Below are 18573 nucleotides of genomic sequence, written 5' to 3'. Positions count from 1 at the left end.
GGCCCCTACCGCGGAGAACCCTCGTTCGGGATCAGGGCTGGACGCCCATCTCCGGACCGATGTACTCACGGACCCGTGCCGCCTTGCCGTCGCGAACCTCGACGATTTGCAGCAGATGCAGCTTCGTCCGCTGACCGGCGATCTCGATCTCGGTGGTCGCTTCGTTGAAGAAGCCCTTCTCGGTGAAGGTCACCCCGACCGGAACGAAGGTGGGAATCGGGCCGTCACCCGAACGCTCGTACACGGCGGCGACCGCGTCGGCGACCGTCACCCACTTGTCGTCGGCACTGTGCCACACGAGGCAGTCCTCGGTGCTGATCTCGTTGAAGAGATCGATGTTCGTGAGGGCCTTGACCCAGTTGTCCGCGAGGTCTTTGGTGGCCTGATCTGGGGTGCTGCTCATCGTTGAACGGTGCCTTCCTGTCCGGTTCGCTGCAGTGTGTCCTGCGCCACCCATGCTGCGCGCGAACCGGTTGACCGAGTGTCCAACTTTTGGACACTGCGGCCTAGGCGGTGGACTTCTCCGGCGTCGACCACATGCCCTGTTTCTCCAGCATGGCGATCAGTTCGTCGGCCCCGGACATGATGTGATCGCGCATCAGACTGCTCGCCGTCTTCGCACGACGTTTCCGCAGTGCCTCGAGAATGGCCGGATGAAAGTCGAGGGACTCGTTGGCATGGCCCTCGATATTGCCGTAGAACCGGTTGGGCAACTGCTTGACGATCGAGCGCAACAGCAGCGCGAGACGGCGGGAATCCGCGGCCAGGTTCACAGTGCGATGGAATTCGTGCCCCAGCGCAACGATGCGGTCGAGATCGGCTCCCTCGGCGACCGCCTGTTCGTGCTGGGCGACCACGTCGGCCAAGTGGGCGAGATGGCGCGGCGAGATGGATTTCGCTGCGCGCGAAGCCAATTCACCGGCCAGCGTGGCCTGCGCCCAGAACAGATCGCGCACATCCTGCCTGCTGAACGCCGACACCATGAACCCGCGCCGCGGGACCAGTTCGACGAAACCTTCACCGCTGAGCAGCAAAAGGCCTTCACGCACCGGCGTGTTACTCACTCCCACCGCTTCGGCGATCGGTTCGGTGCGCAGGAACTCACCGGAGCGCACCCGGCCCGAGATGATCAGTTCCCGCACGTAGCTCGCGACGTCTTCGGACAACTGCTGACGCTGCGAATTCACCCGGCGGGGTAACTCCCGCGGCGAGGAATCGGCGTCCAGTGGGTCTTTGTCGTTCGGCACTTACGCATTATGCGGCCCCGAAGCACAATCGCGCAGCACCGCCCCCTGGAAACGACGTCGGTCACCGGAGGGTTGTGGCGCATGGATGTGACATGCGCGTGGTGACCGACGCCGTGGCCCGAGGCCCCGTGGGGATCGGAAGGGTCTCGGGAGGTCTACTGTTCGGATTCGACAGTATCATATATTTAATATCCTCGCCTTTACCTACTCGGAGGCACACCGATGACCTCAGCACTCTTCCGCGCACAGGGCGGCCCGCAAGGGATGGAGTTGATCCCACAGGCCGAAGCCGCGAGCGGGTGGGGCGAGGAGCACATGCGTGGCCTCGCGGTGAGTTCGGCACTGGCACGCGCCACCGAGCAGCAGATCCACACCATCGGACGCACCGACCTGGTGCCGGTGCGGTGGACCGTCGACCTGTTCCGGCCCGCCCGGCTGCGTCCGTGCACCACCTCGGCGGCCGTCGTCCGGGAAGGCACACGGTTGTGCTTGATCGACAGCGTGCTCGAACAGGACGGCCGGCCCGTCGCCCGAGCATCGGCACTGTGGCTGGCGCCGAGCCAGAGCCCGCCGGGTGCGGTCTGGTCGGGAGGTACGCGGCCGGAGCCGCCGCCACTCGGCGCCGCGCTGGTCGAAGCCCAGCACCGGCTCTACTTCACCGAGAAGACCGGCTGGGGCGATGCGGCACAGTCCACCAACGACGCTCGCAAAAGGATCTGGCACGAGCAGATCCCCGTAGTCGAGGGCGAGCAGGCGACACCGTTCCAATTGGCCGCGGGCATCGCCGACGTGGTGAATGTGGCGGTCAATCTCGGCAGTAACGGGCTCGAATTCATCAATGCCGACCTCTCGTTGGCACTGGGCCGCCTGCCGGTAGGGCTGGCGGTGGGTTTCGCCACCACCGACCGGATCGAGCAAGCGGGCATCTCGGTCGGCACCGCGGTCGCCTTCGACCGCATCGGCGTCTTCGGCACCGCGACCCTGTGCGCGCTCGGCGACGCGCATCGCGCCGTCGATGTGCAGAGCTTTCGGCCGATCACGTGACGAGGGTCTCAAAATATATTATGCTGAATCAAAGGATGGGAAGGAGTGCAGCGATGACCCGCTGGACGAAGACCGACGACAAGGCCACCTCGTGCTGACCCGCGGCGCGGTGCTGCGACAGACACCCGGCGCCTACGAGATCGTCGAACTCGACATCGAAGACCCGCGCCCCGGTGAGATCCGGGTCAAGATGGCCGCGGCAGGGTTGTGTCACTCCGATGACCATTTCGCTGTCGGCACGCAGACGCCTGGCATCCTTCCCCTCGCGGGCGGACACGAGGGCGCCGGTGTCGTCGAAGCGGTCGGCCCGGGCACCAAGGGCTTCACCGAAGGCGACCACGTGGTGTTTTCCTTCCTGCCGGTGTGCGGCCGCTGCCGGTGGTGCGCGCACGGCCACCAGAACCTGTGTGACCTCGGCGCGTTCCTGGCCACGGGTGCGCGTTTCGACGACCCCACCTCCTATCGGCTCTCGCTCGACGGCGCACCGGTCGGTCAGCTCGCCGGGCTCGGCACCTTCTGCGAATACACCACTGTCTCCGCGGTCTCGGCGATCAAGATCGATCCGTCGATCCCGCTCGACATCGCCTGCCTCACCGGCTGCGGTGTCGGCACAGGGTGGGGTGCGGCGGTGAACTCGGCCGAGGTGAAACCCGGGCACGTCGTGATCGTCATGGGCATCGGCGGTATCGGGATCAACGCGGTCCAAGGTGCCGCACACGCGGGCGCCGCCGCGGTGATCGCCGTCGACCCCGTGCCCTTCAAGCGGGACTCCGCGCTGAAGCTGGGCGCCACCCATGCCGTCGCCGACATCGAGGAGGCGGCCGAACTCGCCCGCTCGATGACCAACGGCCAAGGCGCCGACTCCTCGATCGTGACCGTCGGCATCACCACCGGTCGCCACGTCGGCCAAGCGCTCAGCGCGGTGCGTAAGGCGGGCACCTGTGTCGCCGTCGGGCTCGGCGACGCCACCGTGGGTGCGGGCGACATCAACCTGCACGAGCTCACGCTCTACCAGAAGCGCCTACAGGGTTCCTTGTTCGGCGCGAGTTCCCCCACCGCCGACATCCCGGCGCAGCTGGCGATGTATCAGCAGGGCTCGCTGAAACTCGACGAACTCGTCACCACCCGCTACTCCCTCGATGACATCACGCAGGGCTTCGCCGACATGAATGCCGGCCGGAACCTGCGGGGCGTCGTCGTCTACGACTGATCCCGGCAAGTCGAAGGACCGATCATGAACGTGCTGATCGAAATGACCGCATTGTGTCCGATCCGCCCCGCCCCCGGGGCGGACGCGCAAGCGCTCGCCGCCTGGTACGCGGCGAACGCCCGGTTGCACGACCATCTGGCCGGTCTCGGCGGACCCGACAGCGGGCGCGAACGTGAGCTGGCCGCGGCGGCTCACCGGCGCGCGCTCAGCGTCACCGCTGGTGAACCGGTATGAGGCCGGCCCGAGAGAAGCCATTGCAGCTGCCCGCTCCACGCGCGGAGGCCTGGGCCTGGCAGATGCATGCCACCTGCCGCGCCTACGACGTCAACGACTTTTACGACACGGCTCAGGAATCACGAAAGATGCTGGCCGCCAAGAAGGTCTGCGCGGGCTGCCCAGTGCTGACCCACTGCCGGGATCACGCTGTCGCCGCCAACGAGCCGTACGGCATCTGGGGCGGGATGACACCGCGCGAGCGAGCCAGGTACCGCTGGGTGCACTACCGGCCGAAACGCCTGTGACGCTGGTCGAACACCGGCATCGACGGAGTTATCCTCGGTCGAGGTGGGCGTACCCGCGCACCGCTACCGGAGCAGTACCGAATCGAGCCGAGTCGGCCGACATCCAGTCGGCACAGCGCAGTTCCGCTTCGGGAACCGGCCGCGCCGGGCTTCGAAGACGCCGAGGAGATCGGGCGCGGCGGTTTCGACGTCGTGTACCGGTGCGCCCAGCCGGAGCTGGATCGGGTCGTCGCCGTGAAGGTACTCACCGCTGAGCTGGATCCCGACGGATTTCAGCGTTTCGTGCGTGACCGGCCCGTTCCTGTCCGTGTACGGTCGCTGCTTCGCCGGGCTCGCGGCCCGCGAACAACTCGACATCGCGGCCCGGAGGAGCAGTTCACCGTCGCGCTCGACACCGCCCGGACCACGGTGGGGCCCGGGCGGCGCACGCCACCCGTCCGGCCGGGGCGCTGCTCGGCGAATTACGTTATGAGACAGGCGCTCTCGACGCAGACACAGACCTGATCACGAAGAGCGGGGAGCTATCGGCCGAAGGCGGCGGTGTGGACTTCATGCCGGCCACGTACGCGACGGGTGCGCGGGTGCGGTCGCTGCGCGGCGATCGCGACGGCGCGCGCGAACTCCTCGCGGAAGGCTTGTCCGCCGCCGAACGCCTCGATCTGCGTCGGCTGGCCGCTCGTCTCCGCAACGAGCAGGTCCGCGCGGACTTCGAGCCCGGGAATCGCCGACGCGCTGCCGGCGCCACGCACGATCCGGCGCAACGACGGAATCGTCACCACCATCGACGAATTGGACGAGGACTCCGCCATCCGGTTGTTGCCGAAGGCCGGCGAGTACGAGCGCGCGGTAGCACGGGCCGAACTCCTCGTCGCGAGCGCCGCAGTGGACCGTAGACCGCTGGCCAGGCTGCGCGCCGGGTTGTTGCTCGGTGCCGCGCTGCGGCGGGCCGGGCGCCGAGACGAGGCCGAACGCACTCTCGCACCGTCGATGCGGCAATGCACCCGTCTCGGCCTGACCCGCCTGCCCGCCGACACCGTGACGACCTGGAACGATCAACGAGCCGGCTCGGCGATACCACCCGGATCCGGGTCGGGGGCTCGTACTTCGGCGACCTCGTCGTCGACCATCGAGGCGGGCATCAGGATCACGATGGCGGCGGCGATCACCGCCGGAATCGCGAAGGCGTAGAAGTTCCAGTGGCTGCCCAGCGAGGAGCCGACGACCCAGCCACCGATGGACGGCCCGAGGATGGAACCGACGCGGCCGAGTCCCATGCTGGCGCCGACGGCCGATCCCCGGCACGAGGCGGGGTACTCGGCGGCGACGTAGCCGTAGGCGAGCGAGCTGCTGCCGATGGACCCGAGCCCGGCACCCGCTACCGCGACCATCAGCACCGCGGTATCGAGCTTGCGGCTCAGAGCCAGCAGCGATACCGCGCCGATGAGGAAGAACAGGACCAGGATCCGCCGGGACCCGTACCGGTCGGCGAGCATGGACCCGCCGATCATGCCGACGATGGCGCCGACCTGCAGGACCAGCAGGAATTGCAGCGAGGAACCCAGTGGGTAACCCGCCTCGCGCATCAGTACCGGCAACCAGGTGTTCAGGCCATAGGTGATTACCTGGGCGCAGACACAGACCAGAACGAACAGTAGCAACGACGGCAGGTAACGGCGGGTGAGGAGCATGCGCAGCCCGCTCTTGCTGTCGGCGCTCGCGGAAGCGTCGACCTGGATCCGCTGCTCGGCACGCACCGCGTCGATGTCGAGGCCGTACGCATGGGCGAGTTCGGCGGCCTCGGCGTCCTTGCCGCGGGCCACCAGCGAGTTCACCGATTCCGGCAACCAGAAGTACATGACCGGGACCACGATCACACACAGCGTGCCGATCGCGTAGAGCATGCGCCAGCTGTGGTCGGGCAGCAAGGCGATGGCGACCAGCGCGGCGACGATCCCACCGAAGGAGTACCCGGTGAGCATCATGCCGTTGTAGATCTGCCTGCGGTTACGCGGCGCGAATTCCATGGTGAGGGCGACCGCTGACGGGACGACGCCGCCGAGGCCGATGCCGGTGAAGAACCTTGCGGCACCGAGGAATTCGGGCGACGTGGCGACGGCACAGATCGCGCATCCGGCGGAGAACCAGACGACGCCCGCCATCATCACCTTGCGGCGTCCGATGCGGTCGGCAAGCGGACCCGCGAGCAGGAACCCGACCATCAGGCCGACCAGTGTCCAGCTGCCGATCAAGCCCGCGGTGCTCGCCGACATCCCCCATCCCGGCTCGTCCAGGAGGCTGGGCACGGTAGCTCCGTAGACGATGAGGTCATAGCCATCAGCCACGATCGTCAGAAAACAGAGCACGACCACGACGAGGCCACTTCGTTTGCGCGGGGCCGGACCATCCATTTCGTACTCCTTCAACGTTCCACCACGGCAACAGTGCCGAGCGACGTAGATCACAATATCGCACAATATATGATCCTGAATACATTTCACTCCGGCGGCCCCGCGCGCAATCACAACAAAGGCCTGGGAACCGTCGGCGGTTCCCAGGCCTTGCGTACCAGAATGTTCAGCCTTCAGCGCTTACCGGGCAGCATGACCGCGACCATGGTCACCGGCTTGTCGGTCCGGTTGCTCCAGGCGTGCTTGATCCCGCGGTTGACCACAGTGTCACCCGCACGCAGCAGGGTCTCCCCCGTCTCGTAGATCGCGTAGATCTCGCCTTCGATGATGGTGGCGATGTCGACGGTCTCGGTGGCGTGCAGGCCGACGATCGCGTCGTCCTCCGCCTTGGCGTCCTCACCGTGCAGATTGCCGATCGATTCCGCGTACACGGCCGGATCGATCTCGCTGTCGGGTGGGAATGTCGCCAGGCGCACCACCACGCCCGCGGCGGGCGGATCCAGCTCCACCTCGGAGCCGAGCGTGTCGCCGTCGGCCATGGCGGCGGGCAACCCGTCGACTCGCCACACGTCGTTCACCGTGAACGCGGGCAGGGCGATGCGTGTGGCGGTGTTCTCGTCGACGGCTATGGTCGATTTGCCGTCGGCGTCGAGGCCCGCGATCACACGTCGGGCCGTTCTGACTAGATGCTCGCCGGTCATGGATGTCACCCTTCGGGTCGGACGGACGAGATGCCCGTCACATCGGTCGATAATATATTACATATCACATCTTCGATGGGTGGCACTACCGAGGAATCAGAGATTGGCCGTGAAGAAGGGGGTCAGGGCGGCCATGGCTTGGTCGACGTACTCGGGGCGGTCGTAGGGACCCACGTGGCCCGCTCCTTCGACCAGCACCAGGTCGGTGTTCTCCGGCAGCCGCTTGTGCAGGGCCTCCGCCTGCCACAACGAACCGGCGGCCGACCCGGCGACCAGGAGCACCGGCTGGGTCAGGAACTCGGCGCCCGCGAAGGCGTCGTAGTCGAAGATCCGGGTGACGCTGGCGGTGAACAGCATCCGGTTGTCGGAATTCGGATGCTGCGCGCGCGGGGTGCGGTAGTACTCGTGCGCTTCGACCATGTCGGCGTGGGTGGTGTCGTCGAGGATCTCGGGCACGTAGGTGATCTCGGCGATCTCCCCGCCCGCGGCTTCGATCGCGCGCTGACCCGCGACGGCGTCGAGCGTGGCGATCTGCGCGTCGAGCGGCAGCGAGCCGTCCCAGCCGCGACGGAAGGTGGCGCCGATGTCGACCGGGCTCACGGTGCCGACGGCCTTGATCCGGCGGTCGGTCTTGGTGGCGTCGATCGCGTAACCGCCGCCGGCGCACACACCGAACGCACCGATCCGGTCGGCATCGACGAAGTCGAGGGTCGACACATAGTCGACTGCGGCGCGGACGTCCTCGACCCGGGCGAAGGGGTCTTCCAGACGGCGCGGAATACCGCCGCTCTCGCCCTGGTGGGAGGCGTCGAAGGCGAGGGTGACAAAGCCCTCGGCGGCCAGCTTCTCCGCATACAGACCCGCGGTCTGCTCCTTCACGCCGCCGCCGGGATGAACACACACGATCGCCGGGTAGTACCGGTCGGCGGAGAAGTTCTCGGGTAGGTACAGATCGCCCGCCATGGTGACTGTGGCGTTCGGGAAGTCGATGTGCTGCACGATGATGTCCTCGGCTCGTCGGGGTTCTTTCCGGATGACATCAGTCTTCGACATCCGGAAAGCCCCTGGCAGGACGACTCTGTTCCTGGGAAGGATCCTTCCCCCTCAGTGCACCGCCGCGAACATCAGTCGTGCGTCGTCGGCCTCGGCCGGATCGAACTCGGCCACGATGCTGCCCTGCTTGGCGACCAGGATCCGGTCCGAGAGCGCCCGGATCTCCGGCAGGTAGGACGAGATCACGATTACCGCGACACCGTCGTCTGCCAGGGCGCGGATCATCGCGTGGATTTCGGTGATCGTGCCGAGGTCCACACCGCGGGTCGGCTCGTCGATGATCGCGACCAGCGGCTGGCGGGTCAGCCCTTTGGCCAGCACCACCTTCTGCTGGTTGCCGCCGCTGAGTTCCTCGAGTTGGGCCCGGTCGGGTCGCAGCGTGCGCACATGAAACCGCTCGACGAAGCGTTGAGCCACGGTCTTGCGCTCCCCCGGCCGCACCAGCAACGGCAGGCGTGGCGCGCTGCACAAATGCCCGAAATAGATGTTGTCGGCGATCGAGAAGTGGCCGAAGAAGCCCGAGGCCTTGCGGTCCTCGGTGATGTAGACCAGGCCCGCGCGGCGGGCGTCGCGCGGTGTCCGGAAACGCACCTTGCGGCCGTCGAGTCGGACGGTGCCGCCACGCAGACGCCGGCGCTTGGTCACCCCGGCGACGATCATCGCGGTCTCGCTGCGCCCGGCACCGACAAGGCCGTAGATGCCGACGATCTCCCCCGCGTGCGCGGAGAACGACATGTTGCGCACGGCCGGAAGCAGTGTGATGTCCTCGACCTCGAGCACCGGCGCCGGGTCGGGCTCCCGATGCGGCGGTACCCGTTGATATTCCACGCTGCGCCCCACCATCATTCGCACCACCTCGGCACGATCGAAGGCCGGTTTGTCCAGCGTGCCCTGCACCTCGCCGTCGCGCAGCACGGTGATGCGGTCGGCCTCCTCCAGCGCCTCGTCGAGCATGTGGGTGATGAAAACGACCCCGATGCCCTGCCTTTTGAGCCTGCGCATCGACAGGAACAGTTGCAGCCGTTCCTCCGGTGTCACCGAGGCGGTCGGTTCGTCGAGGATGACGACCTTGGCGTCGCGGTGCACGGCGCGGGCGATCTCCACCATCTGCTTCTGGGCGATACCGAGCGCACCCGCGGGCACCTCGGGCCGGATGTGGAAGTTGTGTGACTCCAGCAGTTCTCGCGCCACCACGTTGAGCTGGGAGAGATTGTTGAAGGCCTTCTCCTCACCGAGGAACAGGTTCTGCGCCACGGTCATCGACTCGACGAGCGATCCTTCCTGGTACACCATCGCGACCCCGGCCTCGGCCGATTCCTTGGGGGTACTGAAGTTGCGCATGCGGCCGGTGACGAACAGGGTGCCGGCGTCGTGTTCGATCGCCCCCGAGATCACCTTCACGAGGGTGGATTTTCCCGCGCCGTTCTCGCCGAGCAGGGCGTGGATCTCGCCCGGGGTGACCTCGAAGTCGACATCGCGCAGCGCGTATGTTCCGTTGTAGTGCTTGCTGATCCGGCTGAGCCGGATCACCGGCTCGGCGGCCACGGCGGTGTCGCTCACTGTGCTCACCTTTCGTTGTCTGTCTGCGGCTCGATCAGGTTGCGGAAACCGCGCGCGGCCACCGTGATTCGGCCGTCACGTGACGCCACACCGGTGACCCCGTGGCGGTCGCTGTCCGCGCGCGAATGCACACTTTCGGCGATGCGTCCTCGCTGATCGATCCGGAAAGCCAGGCCGTACGACCGCGCGGGCGCCCACGGTTTGATCACGCCGTGTACACGCAGCTGCCCCAGTTGCAGGGTGTCGGTGTAGGGATCCGGGCACCGCAGGCGGGGGACGAACCACTGGTCCTGACGAATCGTCGCGGTCATTTCGCGCAGCAATTCGGGTTCGTCGAGCAGCAATTCGGTGAAGCGGTTGCGCGCATAGGGCGCGGCGACCCACCAGCCGTCCGTGGTAGCGGCGATCCGGCCGGGATATACCGGCAGGTTCGGCCCCACCGCGGTCCCGGGCTTACCCAGGGCGGCCACGCCGCGCCGTTCGATGCGATGGTCGAAACCCAGCGACACCAGAACCTCACCGTCGCAGACGTTTTCGATGCCGCCCGGCCAGCCGAGACCTTCGGCGACCACCTCGGCGCGCGAGCCGTCGACGCGCAGGATGCGCCCGCTCCGATCATCGGCGACCAACGCGGCGGACCAGTCCTGCACCTCACGGGAGCCGATGGTTGCCAGCACGACACCGTCGGGCAGCAACGCCAGATCGGTGACGCACGCGGCCAGTTCGGCATCGGTGCACAGGTCGGCGGCCACTCCGCTCGCGTCGACCGTGACGAGGCCGACGCCCTCGACGGCGGCGACAAGCCGGTCCTCGGCGACCAACAGACTCCCGACCTGCCCGCCGAGCGTCACCACGTGCGTGACGACGCCGTCGGTCAGCGTGAAAATGCTGTCGCCGCTGGAGAAGACGACCTCACCGTTGTCGCGGATGAGCACGTCGTCGGGTTCGAACTCGGTATCGGGCAACAGGGTCATGCCCTCGTCGAGCCGGCGATTGGGCCGCAGCCCCGCCTCGAACGGCGGCACCGCGCGGTGCCGGGCCCAGTCGGGGTTCAGCCATTCCTTCAGGGCGCTGATCGTGCGGTTCATCGCTGCACCTCCACCATCGATCGACCGGGCACGATCAGCCCGGGAACGGCGGCCGGGTCGATCGTTCCGACCTCGCTCGGGTCGAGCGTGAGTCGACCGATGCGGTTGTTGCTGACACCGCACAGATAGAGCTGACCGGCCCGTTCCTTCACCGCGGTCACCATCGGGTAGTTCGCCAGCGACGAATCCCACAGCACCTGAAGGACTTCGCCGCGATCGTTGAACTTCATCACGCACGAGACGTTGAGTTGCGGCACCACCCAGCTGTCCAGCGGCACCTCCTTGGTCATCCGCCTGCGCACCGCCGGGTAGCGGTTGAGCAGGTCCGACATCGGCGTGCGCATCGACACGAACGGCAGCCAGTAGTTGCCGTCGGAGGAGCGGTTGAGGTTGTCAGGGTTACCGGGCAGGTTCTCCAGCACCGGTTCCAGCTGCCCCTGCTTGGGTCCGGCGATCCAGAGCCGATCCACCCGGCACAGGCCGGTGCTGGCGATGAGGATCGACTGGCCGTCGTGCGAGGTACAGATGCCATTGGGGAACACACTGTTCGAGACGACCACCTCGGTGCCGCCGTCGGGATCGATGCGGACCACGCGCCCGTTGGCCCGCGATTCCACCAGCTCCACCAGGTATTCGGCGGCGTTGGTTCGCGTCGAGAAGTCCGACACGTAGATCGAACCGTCCGGTGCGACGTCGAGGTCGTCGACGGCACGCAGGCCGGAATCGTCGAGCAGGGAGAAACGACTGCGCCTGACCTTCGTCGCGATCGGCTCGGATTCACCGTCCGGGGAGATCCGGTAGATGCCCATGCCGCCGACGGCGACGAGCAGCTGCCTGTCCCGATCCCACCCGTGGCCGAGCGGAAAACCGCCGGTGCGAGCGAAGATCTCACCCTCGTCCGGGTTGTCGGCACGGAAGCGCCACACCCAGCCGCGACGGTCGCCGCAGTAGACGTTGCCCTCGGGGTCGACCGCGCAGTCCTCGGCGCCTTCGATCTTGCCGAGGCCGATCGGGGGCGCGTCGGTCGTTCTGTTGTTGATTGTCCACACCGTGCCCGGCTCGGTGACATCGATGAGCGAGCCGAGAATGATCCGGCCCGGATCGATCTTGAGCTTGTCGGCGGTACGCTGCCGATACTTACCCCATTGCAGGTCGAGCACCGCGAACACGAGCAGTGCGGTGGCGAGAATGACCGTGTAGTACGAACCTTCGAGTCGCAGCGCCACGGTGGCCTGCTGGATCACCTGCACGACGATGATGCCGACGGTGGCCCGTAGCACCGATCCCCGGCCGCCCGCGAGGCTGACACCACCGAGCACCACGGCGGTAAGGGCGATGATCTCCCAGCCCTGGCCCACGTCCGGGTCGGTACGCCCGACCCTGGCCGAGGTGAACAGGGCGGCCAACCCGGCCAGCGCACCCGAGAGGACGTAGACGAAGAAGGTGACCCGGTCGACGGGAATGCCGTTGCGCCGCGCCGAACGCCGATCGCTGCCGACTGCCGCGACCCACCAGCCCCACCGCGACCGGGTGAGGCCGACATGCACGGCTATCAGCACGCACCCGAAGAAGAACCAGCCCGTCGGGATCAGCGCGATGCTGCCCTCGCCGAGGAAGTCCCAGACGATATCGGGCTCGGGCATACTCAGCTCGAAACTGAACGCCGACTGCAACGCGGCGGCCGCACCACCGAAAGCGACCAGGGTGACCAATGTGGTGATGAACGGCCGCATCTTGCGGTAGGCGATGAAGTAGCCGTTCACACTGCCGAGCAGCGCACCGAAGACCACGGCGCCCGGTGCGACGATCGCCATCGGCCAGTCCCAGGCGCGGGAGGCGACCATCGCGCCGATCGCTGTCAGGCCGACCATCGAACCGATCGACAGGTCGATGCCACCACAGACCAGCACCACGGTCAGCCCGATGGCCAGCAGCCCCTTCTCCGACACCTCGTCCAGGATGATCGGGGTGTCGGCCGGTCCGACCGGGGTGAACGAGACGAACAACAGGCTGAGCAGCAGGGCGAGGGCGAGTGGTACCGCGCCCTCCATCCAGCGTTTCTCGAACAGGTCCGACAGGGTCCTGGCCGGCGCGAGCCGGTCACGCCACTTCCCGCCGGTCAGGGGGAAGGCGTCGATTCCCCGCGAGCGTGACTGCAGTTTCATCGCCGCTCACTGCCCCTTGTAGCAGGCGATGGTGGTGTTGTCGACGTTCGCGCGGTCCACGATGGTGTGCGGCACGAACGCGACGGTGTGGCTGCTACCCGCTGGTGCGCCGGTCTGGACGAGCTGCTGGGTGGTGACCACCGCGGCGGTGCCGACGCCTTGGACATCGTAGGAGGCCGAGGCGGTCACCTTGCCCGCGCGCAGCGCGTCGCACCACACGGTGTCGGCAGCCATCGTGTAGGTGCCGAGGGAATCGGCAGGGATCACACCGCGCGATACCGCGCTTTGCACGGCGTCCCCGACGGCGACGGAGTTGAGGTCGTAGGTGACCAGGAACCCGCAGAAGTTGTTCTTCTGCTGCTGGATGATCGACTCGGCGGCCTGCTGCGCGAGCGAGTTCTGCCACTGGGTGTGTGCGGTGGTCACCACCTCGAAACCGGCGGGGTCGAGCACGTTGTGCACCCCTTTGGACCACAGCAGTGAGGCCGCGTCATTGCCCGGACCGTCGATAATCGCCAATCGATGGGGAGCGCCGCGCTTTTCGCAGTCCTGCACCGCCCGCTGGGCGATGTCCTCGGCGGCGGCGAGGTTGTCGACACCGATGTAGGCGTCGCCGAGGCGGCTCGAGATCATGTTGACCACCACCGTGTAGATCCCCGCGCGCTGAGCGTCCTCGATCTGCTTGGACAGCACACCGACGTCGGGGTTGTGCAGGATCAGCACGTCGGCGGCCTTGCGGGCGATCAGGTCGCTGATGATCCTGGTCATCTTGTCGGTGTCGAAGTTGGGGTCGTAGACCTGGAAGTCGGCGCCGAGGTTGCCGAAGGCGCGCTCCATCGACGCGCCCCAGTTCATCGTCAGGTTGTAGCCCTTGTAGAGAATCGGCACGAAGGCGACCTTCTTGCCCTGCATCGACTCGTGCACCTTCTGCGTCGCGTCGAACAGCTGCACGTTCTCACCGAACGTCTGACCCTCACCTCCCGCGGGTCCGGTGGCCGAGGTGCGACCACCGGTGGAACAACCTGCGAGCACGACGGCCGAGACCGAGGCGAGAGCGAGGGCGATCAACTTCTTCTTCATCGTTGAAGACTCCTTGTGAGCGAAGGTGTTTCGAGGCGAGGGCATTACAGTTCGCCGCTCTTGGCGGTTTCCTCGTCGCGCGGATGCAGCCACGAGTCCAGCGCGATGGCCGCGATGAGCACACCGCCACGGATCAGGTCCTGCACCGCGGACGTGAGGCCGTGCAGCACGAGCAGGTTGTTGAGCACACCGATGAACAGCGAACCGGCGAGCACCCCGAGGATCGAGCCGCGGCCACCGGCCAGCGAGATGCCACCGATGACAGTCGCGGTGAGCGCGGTGAACAGCAGCGGGTCGAACGAGGTGGCGGTGGTCTGCACGCTGCCCTGGATCGACACCGTCAGGTACCCGGCGAGCAGGGCGAGCAGAGCGGAGATCACGTAGGTGAGCACCTGCAACGGCCGGACGGGGGCCCCGGTGGCGCGGGCGGTGGCGAAGTTGTCGCCCATCGCCCGGATCAAACGGCCTGCCGAGGTGTAGGTGACGAAGAGCCAGGCCAGTACGAAGACGGCGGCGGCGATGATGATCGGACGCGGCACACCGAGGACCGAACCATTGCTGAGCTCCGCGATCCATGACCCGCCGGGCAGGGCGTAGTAGTTGCTGTCGAGCAGCAGCATGTCCACCCCACCGATGACGAGCAGACCGGTGGCCAAAGTGACGAACAGCGACGGCACTTCGACATAGGCCACGAGCACGCCGTTGACGAGCCCGACGATCAGTGCGACCGCCGCGGCGATCGCGATCGCCTGCCACTCCGGCATCCCACTCGACATCAGGGCGAGCGTGGCCTGCGCGCAGCCGAGCGCGACACCGGCGATGGACAGATCGATGCCTTTGCCCAGAATGACGAGGGCGACGCCGACGGCCAGAATCCCGAAGGCCGCCGACAACCGCAACAGGCTGGCGAAGTTCCCGGCGGTGAGGAATCCCGGCGTCGTCGCGGCACCGACGACGCACAGCACGGCGGTGATGCCGAGAACGAAATAGGCCTGCTCCGAGCGACCGAGCTGGTCGCGCAGGCTGGGGCGGGGCGTGGTGGCCGCCGCGGTGGACGTCGTCATGATGCTCCCCGCATGGGTTTCTCCTCTGAGACTCGGGTCACTCTCGCGAGCTGTGCGAAATATTAAATATGTGCTGTCGTGCTCAGTAGAAGATCGACCCGCGATCAGCTGAAGGGTCTACAGTGCTGCGACCAGCGGTTGATGCGACATCAGAGTTTCGGGCACGATTCGGACGCGCCTGGTGCGATCGCACGATATATTGCATATTCTGTTTGAAAATGATATGAGGACTGGAGTTGACACGTGCTGATCGACATGAGGACACCCAGCGGCGACGTCGCAGTCGAGGCCGAGCTCATCGCCGTCGCCACCGAAGCGTCGGCGGTCCTCGGGCGCCGGATCCAGCCGCCCGGCACCCACTCCCCCGAGGCGGCCAAGCGCCTGCTCGCGCAGCTGTGGGACGAGGCCGTCGCGATACTGTCCGACATCACAGATCACGCGGATATCCAGCGAACGACCGCGCTGCTGGCCCGCATTCGCGCCACCGAGGCCGACCTGGCCGCGGCCGACGCCGCGAACTCGGCCACCCACCTGCGGATGGCCGCGCAGGCGATCGCGCGATTACACGGCGCGCGCGGTGTCGACGACTTGCTGAGCCGGGCCGCGGAAGCGATGGGCGCGATGGGCTTCGACCGCGCGCTCGTGTCGACCACCGAAGGACAGCGCTGGCACCTGCACACCATGTTCGTCGTCGACGACAAGCCCTGGGCCGACGCGATTCTGGCGGCCGGACGCGAGTCCTCACCGACCCTCGACGGCCATCTGGTCGAGAGCGACATCGTGCAGCGGGCCCGGCCGGGGCTCGTCTTCGATGTTCAGCACAATCCTCGCGTCGTCCGGCCGCTGGTGGAGATGACGCACTGCAGTTCCTACGCCGTCGCGCCGCTCACCCTGAACGGCGCGGTCGTCGGACTGGTGCACGGTGACTACTACTTCCAGCGGCGCGAAGCCGACGCGACGGCGCGGGCGATGCTCGCGGTATTCGCCGCGGGCCTGGGCCACGCACTGGCGGGCGCGAGCCTGCTCGACGGCGTGACCGCGCTGCGCAGTGGACTGGATCGACTGACGGGCTCCGCGACCGCCGGCGCCTGCCACCCGGAGGGCCCCGCGCTCTCGTCGCGCGAACTCGACGTCGTCGAATTGCTGGCGGCGGGCCGAGCGAACCGCCAGATCGCCCGCGACCTGGCGATCTCCGAGGCCACGGTCAAGACCCACATCACCCATATCCTGCGCAAACTCGGCGCGGCGAACCGTGCGGAAGCTGTCGCGTACTGGCTGCGCGGCAGCGTCGCGCGTTGAGATGACGAAGCCAAGCGCTTGCTGCTCGACGCGATGGGCTGCGCGCTCGGCGCCGTCGAGGAACCCCACGGCAAGATCGGTATCCAGTACGGCAAGCTCACCGGCGGCACCGATGGCGACGCCACGATCATCGGCACCGACCACCGGGTAGCGATCTTCGGCGCCTCCTTCGCCGACGGTGTACTGATCAACGCCCCGGACTTCGACACCGTGCTGCGTCTACTCGCGCCGAACAGCTCGCAGGCCTGAGGATTTCACCCGCGCTACGAAAGCCCCGCTCGCCCCCTACACGCGCGGGGCTTTCGCATCCCGGTCCGGCTGGCCTCGACCGGTGACATCGACAGTAGAGAGAGCACCGGGCGTGGCATGTCCAGATATCTGGACATGCCACGCCCGGTACAGCTTTCACGCGATACGCAATGCCCTTATGCGGTTGTAGAGGGTGGAGCGGCTGACGCCGAGCGCACGCGCGGCCTGCAGCTTGTTGCCACCGGCAGCTTCGAGGGCCGCGATGATGACCTCCCGCTCGGCCTCGCGGATCGGCGAGCCGGGCACCTGACCACCGCGGTGTGAGGCAGGCAGATCGGTGGGGATGATGTCGCCGGCCGATCGGACACTCGCCACCACTTCCACGACCCGGCGCAGCTCAGCCAGGTTGCCCCGCCACGGTTGAGACGCGAGTACTCGCATCGTCTCGGCGGTGAACCGGGTCCCGGTGTGGCCCGTGACCTCGGTCAGCATCTGCTGCGCCAGCCCCGGGACCTCGTGCCTGCGCCTACGCAGGGGGACCAATTCCCTGCGGTCGTTACACAGCGCACGCAGCGGAGCGTGTACGGCATCGAGGTGTTCGCCAGGCGTGGATGTGAGCACGACTTCGCGGGTGGTTTCCCGCAATCGCTGTGCGAGCAGCGCGGTGAGCTGCTCGGACAGCAGCTGGATGTTCTCGATGATCGCCGGGGGCCCGTCGCCCGCGAGCGTCTCGCCGAGCTGGGCGGCCCACGCGCTGTCACCGATGAGCACGATGTCGGTCGCGTCGAGTGTGCGGGCCGCGGGGCCGACCGAGCCCAGCGCCTCGGTGGTTCGGCCGGTCCCCGCCTCACCGACCACGAGCAGCGGCCACAGCGGCATCCGGTCCGAGGCCACCCTGACACGTCGAACACCGGACTCCTGGGTGATGTCGACGAGCACCCCGTCGGCTCCCTCGATCGACCGGCAGACCAAACGCACCGCACGGCCGGAGGTCAGGACGAGTTCCTGGCTGTCCTGACCGCCGACGGGCACGGCTTCGGCGCAGGCGCGCAATGCGGCATGGTCGGCCGGTTCGAGCAGGTCGACCGCGGCGGGGGTGGCGAGAACCAGGCCGTCGCCGATGACGACAACGGCCCGGCCACGACGGCTCGAGGCCGCCTGGAAGGCGCTCATCAACCTGCTCTGCGCACGGGGGGAATCACGCTGGAGCCGTTCTTCGATATCGCGGACCATGCGGCGGGCCAGCAGCGCCGACAACCGGTGGTCCGCGCTGGTTTTGGCGCCGATTCCCAGCACACCTTCGAGGCGGCGGGTCACCGGATGAAAGATCGGATGCCCGTAGCAGGTGAATCCGCGAAACAGTGCCAGGTAGTGCTCGTCGGCGCGCACGAGCAGGCTGCGCCGGGTCTCCAGCGGGGTGCCGAGCGCGTTGGTGCCGATGCGGTCTTCACCGAGTTCGACACCCGGCACGATGCCGATATCGGACACCGCGCGGCGGATCGATCGGGCGGCGCCGTGGATGTCGACCACCCGGCCGGCCTGATCGGCGAGCACCAGCGCCACCGGCGTGCCTTCGAGCTCACTCGCGACCCGGCGCAGGACCGGGCTCGCCGCTCGCGCGAGGAAGCTGTCGGCATTTCTGCTCGCGAGGTCGAACGGCGGCATCGCGTCTTCACGGATGCCGTTGAGCCGCGATCGGGCCCACGCCGACTCGATGTCCGGTCGAGTCGAATCCCGGTAAGCCTGCAATACAGTCATGGATACTCAACACCACCTTGTCCCGGCCGCCTGAACATGCGGTCGACGCCCGGTCCTCTATGACCGAGCACACTCATATTTTATACACAATATCTGCTTGGTTCCTCGGCCTTTGCGGCGATGCCG

The 18573-nt window shown here is 67.2% G+C and carries 17 protein-coding genes and 2 pseudogenes; 7 read left to right on the top strand and 12 right to left on the bottom strand.

Annotation, left to right across the window (positions count from 1 at the left end; genetic code table 11):
• Window positions 1-31: 31 nt before the first annotated feature.
• Both ACGF7Y_RS21890 and ACGF7Y_RS21885 read right to left on the bottom strand, forming a co-directional pair.
• Window positions 32-403, bottom strand: a complete 372-nt coding sequence (locus ACGF7Y_RS21890) for a hypothetical protein (protein ID WP_393236417.1) — start codon at window positions 401-403, stop codon at window positions 32-34.
• A gap of 103 nt (window positions 404-506) precedes the next feature.
• Entirely contained in the window at window positions 507-1226 is a 720-nt protein-coding gene (locus ACGF7Y_RS21885; RefSeq protein WP_393236488.1) for a GntR family transcriptional regulator, read from the bottom strand.
• A 243-nt stretch (window positions 1227-1469) separates the two neighbouring features.
• Here ACGF7Y_RS21885 and ACGF7Y_RS21880 point away from each other — a divergent pair, with 243 nt between their 5' ends.
• From ACGF7Y_RS21880 to ACGF7Y_RS21860, 5 genes and pseudogenes are all read left to right on the top strand, one after another.
• The gene (locus tag ACGF7Y_RS21880) at window positions 1470-2291 is read left to right on the top strand and encodes an acyl-CoA thioesterase domain-containing protein (protein WP_393236416.1); all 822 of its coding nucleotides are present in this window, start codon (window positions 1470-1472) and stop codon (window positions 2289-2291) included.
• A gap of 91 nt (window positions 2292-2382) precedes the next feature.
• Window positions 2383-3501: an NDMA-dependent alcohol dehydrogenase gene (locus tag ACGF7Y_RS21875; RefSeq protein WP_393236415.1), complete on the top strand. Its 1119-nt coding sequence runs from the start codon at window positions 2383-2385 to the stop codon at window positions 3499-3501.
• A 24-nt stretch (window positions 3502-3525) separates the two neighbouring features.
• Window positions 3526-3735: a hypothetical protein gene (locus tag ACGF7Y_RS21870; RefSeq protein ID WP_393236413.1), complete on the top strand. Its 210-nt coding sequence runs from the start codon at window positions 3526-3528 to the stop codon at window positions 3733-3735.
• Complete coding sequence (locus ACGF7Y_RS21865; RefSeq protein ID WP_195152310.1) at window positions 3732-4022, top strand: WhiB family transcriptional regulator; 291 nt, start codon at window positions 3732-3734, stop codon at window positions 4020-4022. The genes ACGF7Y_RS21870 and ACGF7Y_RS21865 overlap by 4 nt, the downstream gene beginning before the upstream one ends.
• An 81-nt stretch (window positions 4023-4103) precedes the next feature.
• A pseudogene (locus ACGF7Y_RS21860) lies at window positions 4104-4316 on the top strand (hypothetical protein); the annotation flags it as partial.
• 227 nt (window positions 4317-4543) lie between these two features.
• On the opposite strand, the gene ACGF7Y_RS21855 reads toward ACGF7Y_RS21860, so the two are convergent.
• The 9 genes from ACGF7Y_RS21855 to ACGF7Y_RS21815 form a co-directional block, all read right to left on the bottom strand.
• Complete coding sequence (locus ACGF7Y_RS21855; RefSeq protein ID WP_393236411.1) at window positions 4544-4804, bottom strand: hypothetical protein; 261 nt, start codon at window positions 4802-4804, stop codon at window positions 4544-4546.
• Window positions 4805-5074: 270 nt separating this feature from the next.
• Window positions 5075-6430, bottom strand: coding sequence for an MFS transporter (locus ACGF7Y_RS21850; protein WP_393236409.1), 1356 nt, complete (start codon window positions 6428-6430; stop codon window positions 5075-5077).
• A gap of 173 nt (window positions 6431-6603) precedes the next feature.
• Window positions 6604-7131: a cupin domain-containing protein gene (locus ACGF7Y_RS21845; protein WP_393236407.1), complete on the bottom strand. Its 528-nt coding sequence runs from the start codon at window positions 7129-7131 to the stop codon at window positions 6604-6606.
• A 96-nt stretch (window positions 7132-7227) separates the two neighbouring features.
• Complete coding sequence (locus tag ACGF7Y_RS21840; protein WP_393236405.1) at window positions 7228-8184, bottom strand: alpha/beta hydrolase; 957 nt, start codon at window positions 8182-8184, stop codon at window positions 7228-7230.
• A gap of 51 nt (window positions 8185-8235) precedes the next feature.
• Window positions 8236-9744, bottom strand: coding sequence for a sugar ABC transporter ATP-binding protein (locus ACGF7Y_RS21835; protein ID WP_393236403.1), 1509 nt, complete (start codon window positions 9742-9744; stop codon window positions 8236-8238).
• Between the two features lie 5 nt (window positions 9745-9749).
• Entirely contained in the window at window positions 9750-10832 is a 1083-nt protein-coding gene (locus ACGF7Y_RS21830) for a hypothetical protein (RefSeq protein WP_393236401.1), read from the bottom strand.
• Complete coding sequence (locus ACGF7Y_RS21825; protein ID WP_393236399.1) at window positions 10829-12997, bottom strand: ABC transporter permease; 2169 nt, start codon at window positions 12995-12997, stop codon at window positions 10829-10831. Before ACGF7Y_RS21825 ends, ACGF7Y_RS21830 begins: the two co-directional genes overlap by 4 nt.
• Window positions 12998-13003: 6 nt before the next feature.
• Entirely contained in the window at window positions 13004-14077 is a 1074-nt protein-coding gene (locus ACGF7Y_RS21820; protein ID WP_393236397.1) for a sugar ABC transporter substrate-binding protein, read from the bottom strand.
• A 44-nt stretch (window positions 14078-14121) separates the two neighbouring features.
• A complete protein-coding gene (locus ACGF7Y_RS21815; protein WP_393236395.1) occupies window positions 14122-15141 on the bottom strand; it encodes an ABC transporter permease in 1020 nt (339 codons plus the stop codon).
• A gap of 243 nt (window positions 15142-15384) precedes the next feature.
• Here ACGF7Y_RS21815 and ACGF7Y_RS21810 point away from each other — a divergent pair, with 243 nt between their 5' ends.
• Together ACGF7Y_RS21810 and ACGF7Y_RS21805 are read left to right on the top strand one after the other, a co-directional pair.
• Window positions 15385-16440: a LuxR C-terminal-related transcriptional regulator gene (locus ACGF7Y_RS21810; RefSeq protein ID WP_393236393.1), complete on the top strand. Its 1056-nt coding sequence runs from the start codon at window positions 15385-15387 to the stop codon at window positions 16438-16440.
• A 15-nt stretch (window positions 16441-16455) separates the two neighbouring features.
• Window positions 16456-16689: pseudogene (locus tag ACGF7Y_RS21805) on the top strand (MmgE/PrpD family protein); the annotation flags it as partial.
• Between the two features lie 156 nt (window positions 16690-16845).
• Here ACGF7Y_RS21805 and ACGF7Y_RS21800 read toward each other — a convergent pair.
• On the bottom strand, window positions 16846-18447 hold the full coding sequence (locus ACGF7Y_RS21800) for a sigma-54-dependent Fis family transcriptional regulator (RefSeq protein ID WP_393236392.1): 1602 nt from the start codon (window positions 18445-18447) through the stop codon (window positions 16846-16848).
• Window positions 18448-18573 lie beyond the last annotated feature (126 nt).

The organism is Nocardia sp. NPDC047654 (assembly GCF_043205035.1).
GTDB lineage: Bacteria > Actinomycetota > Actinomycetes > Mycobacteriales > Mycobacteriaceae > Nocardia.
The sequence above is the reverse complement of the archived record's forward strand: the minus strand, read 5'-3'. Positions and strand labels throughout refer to the sequence as shown.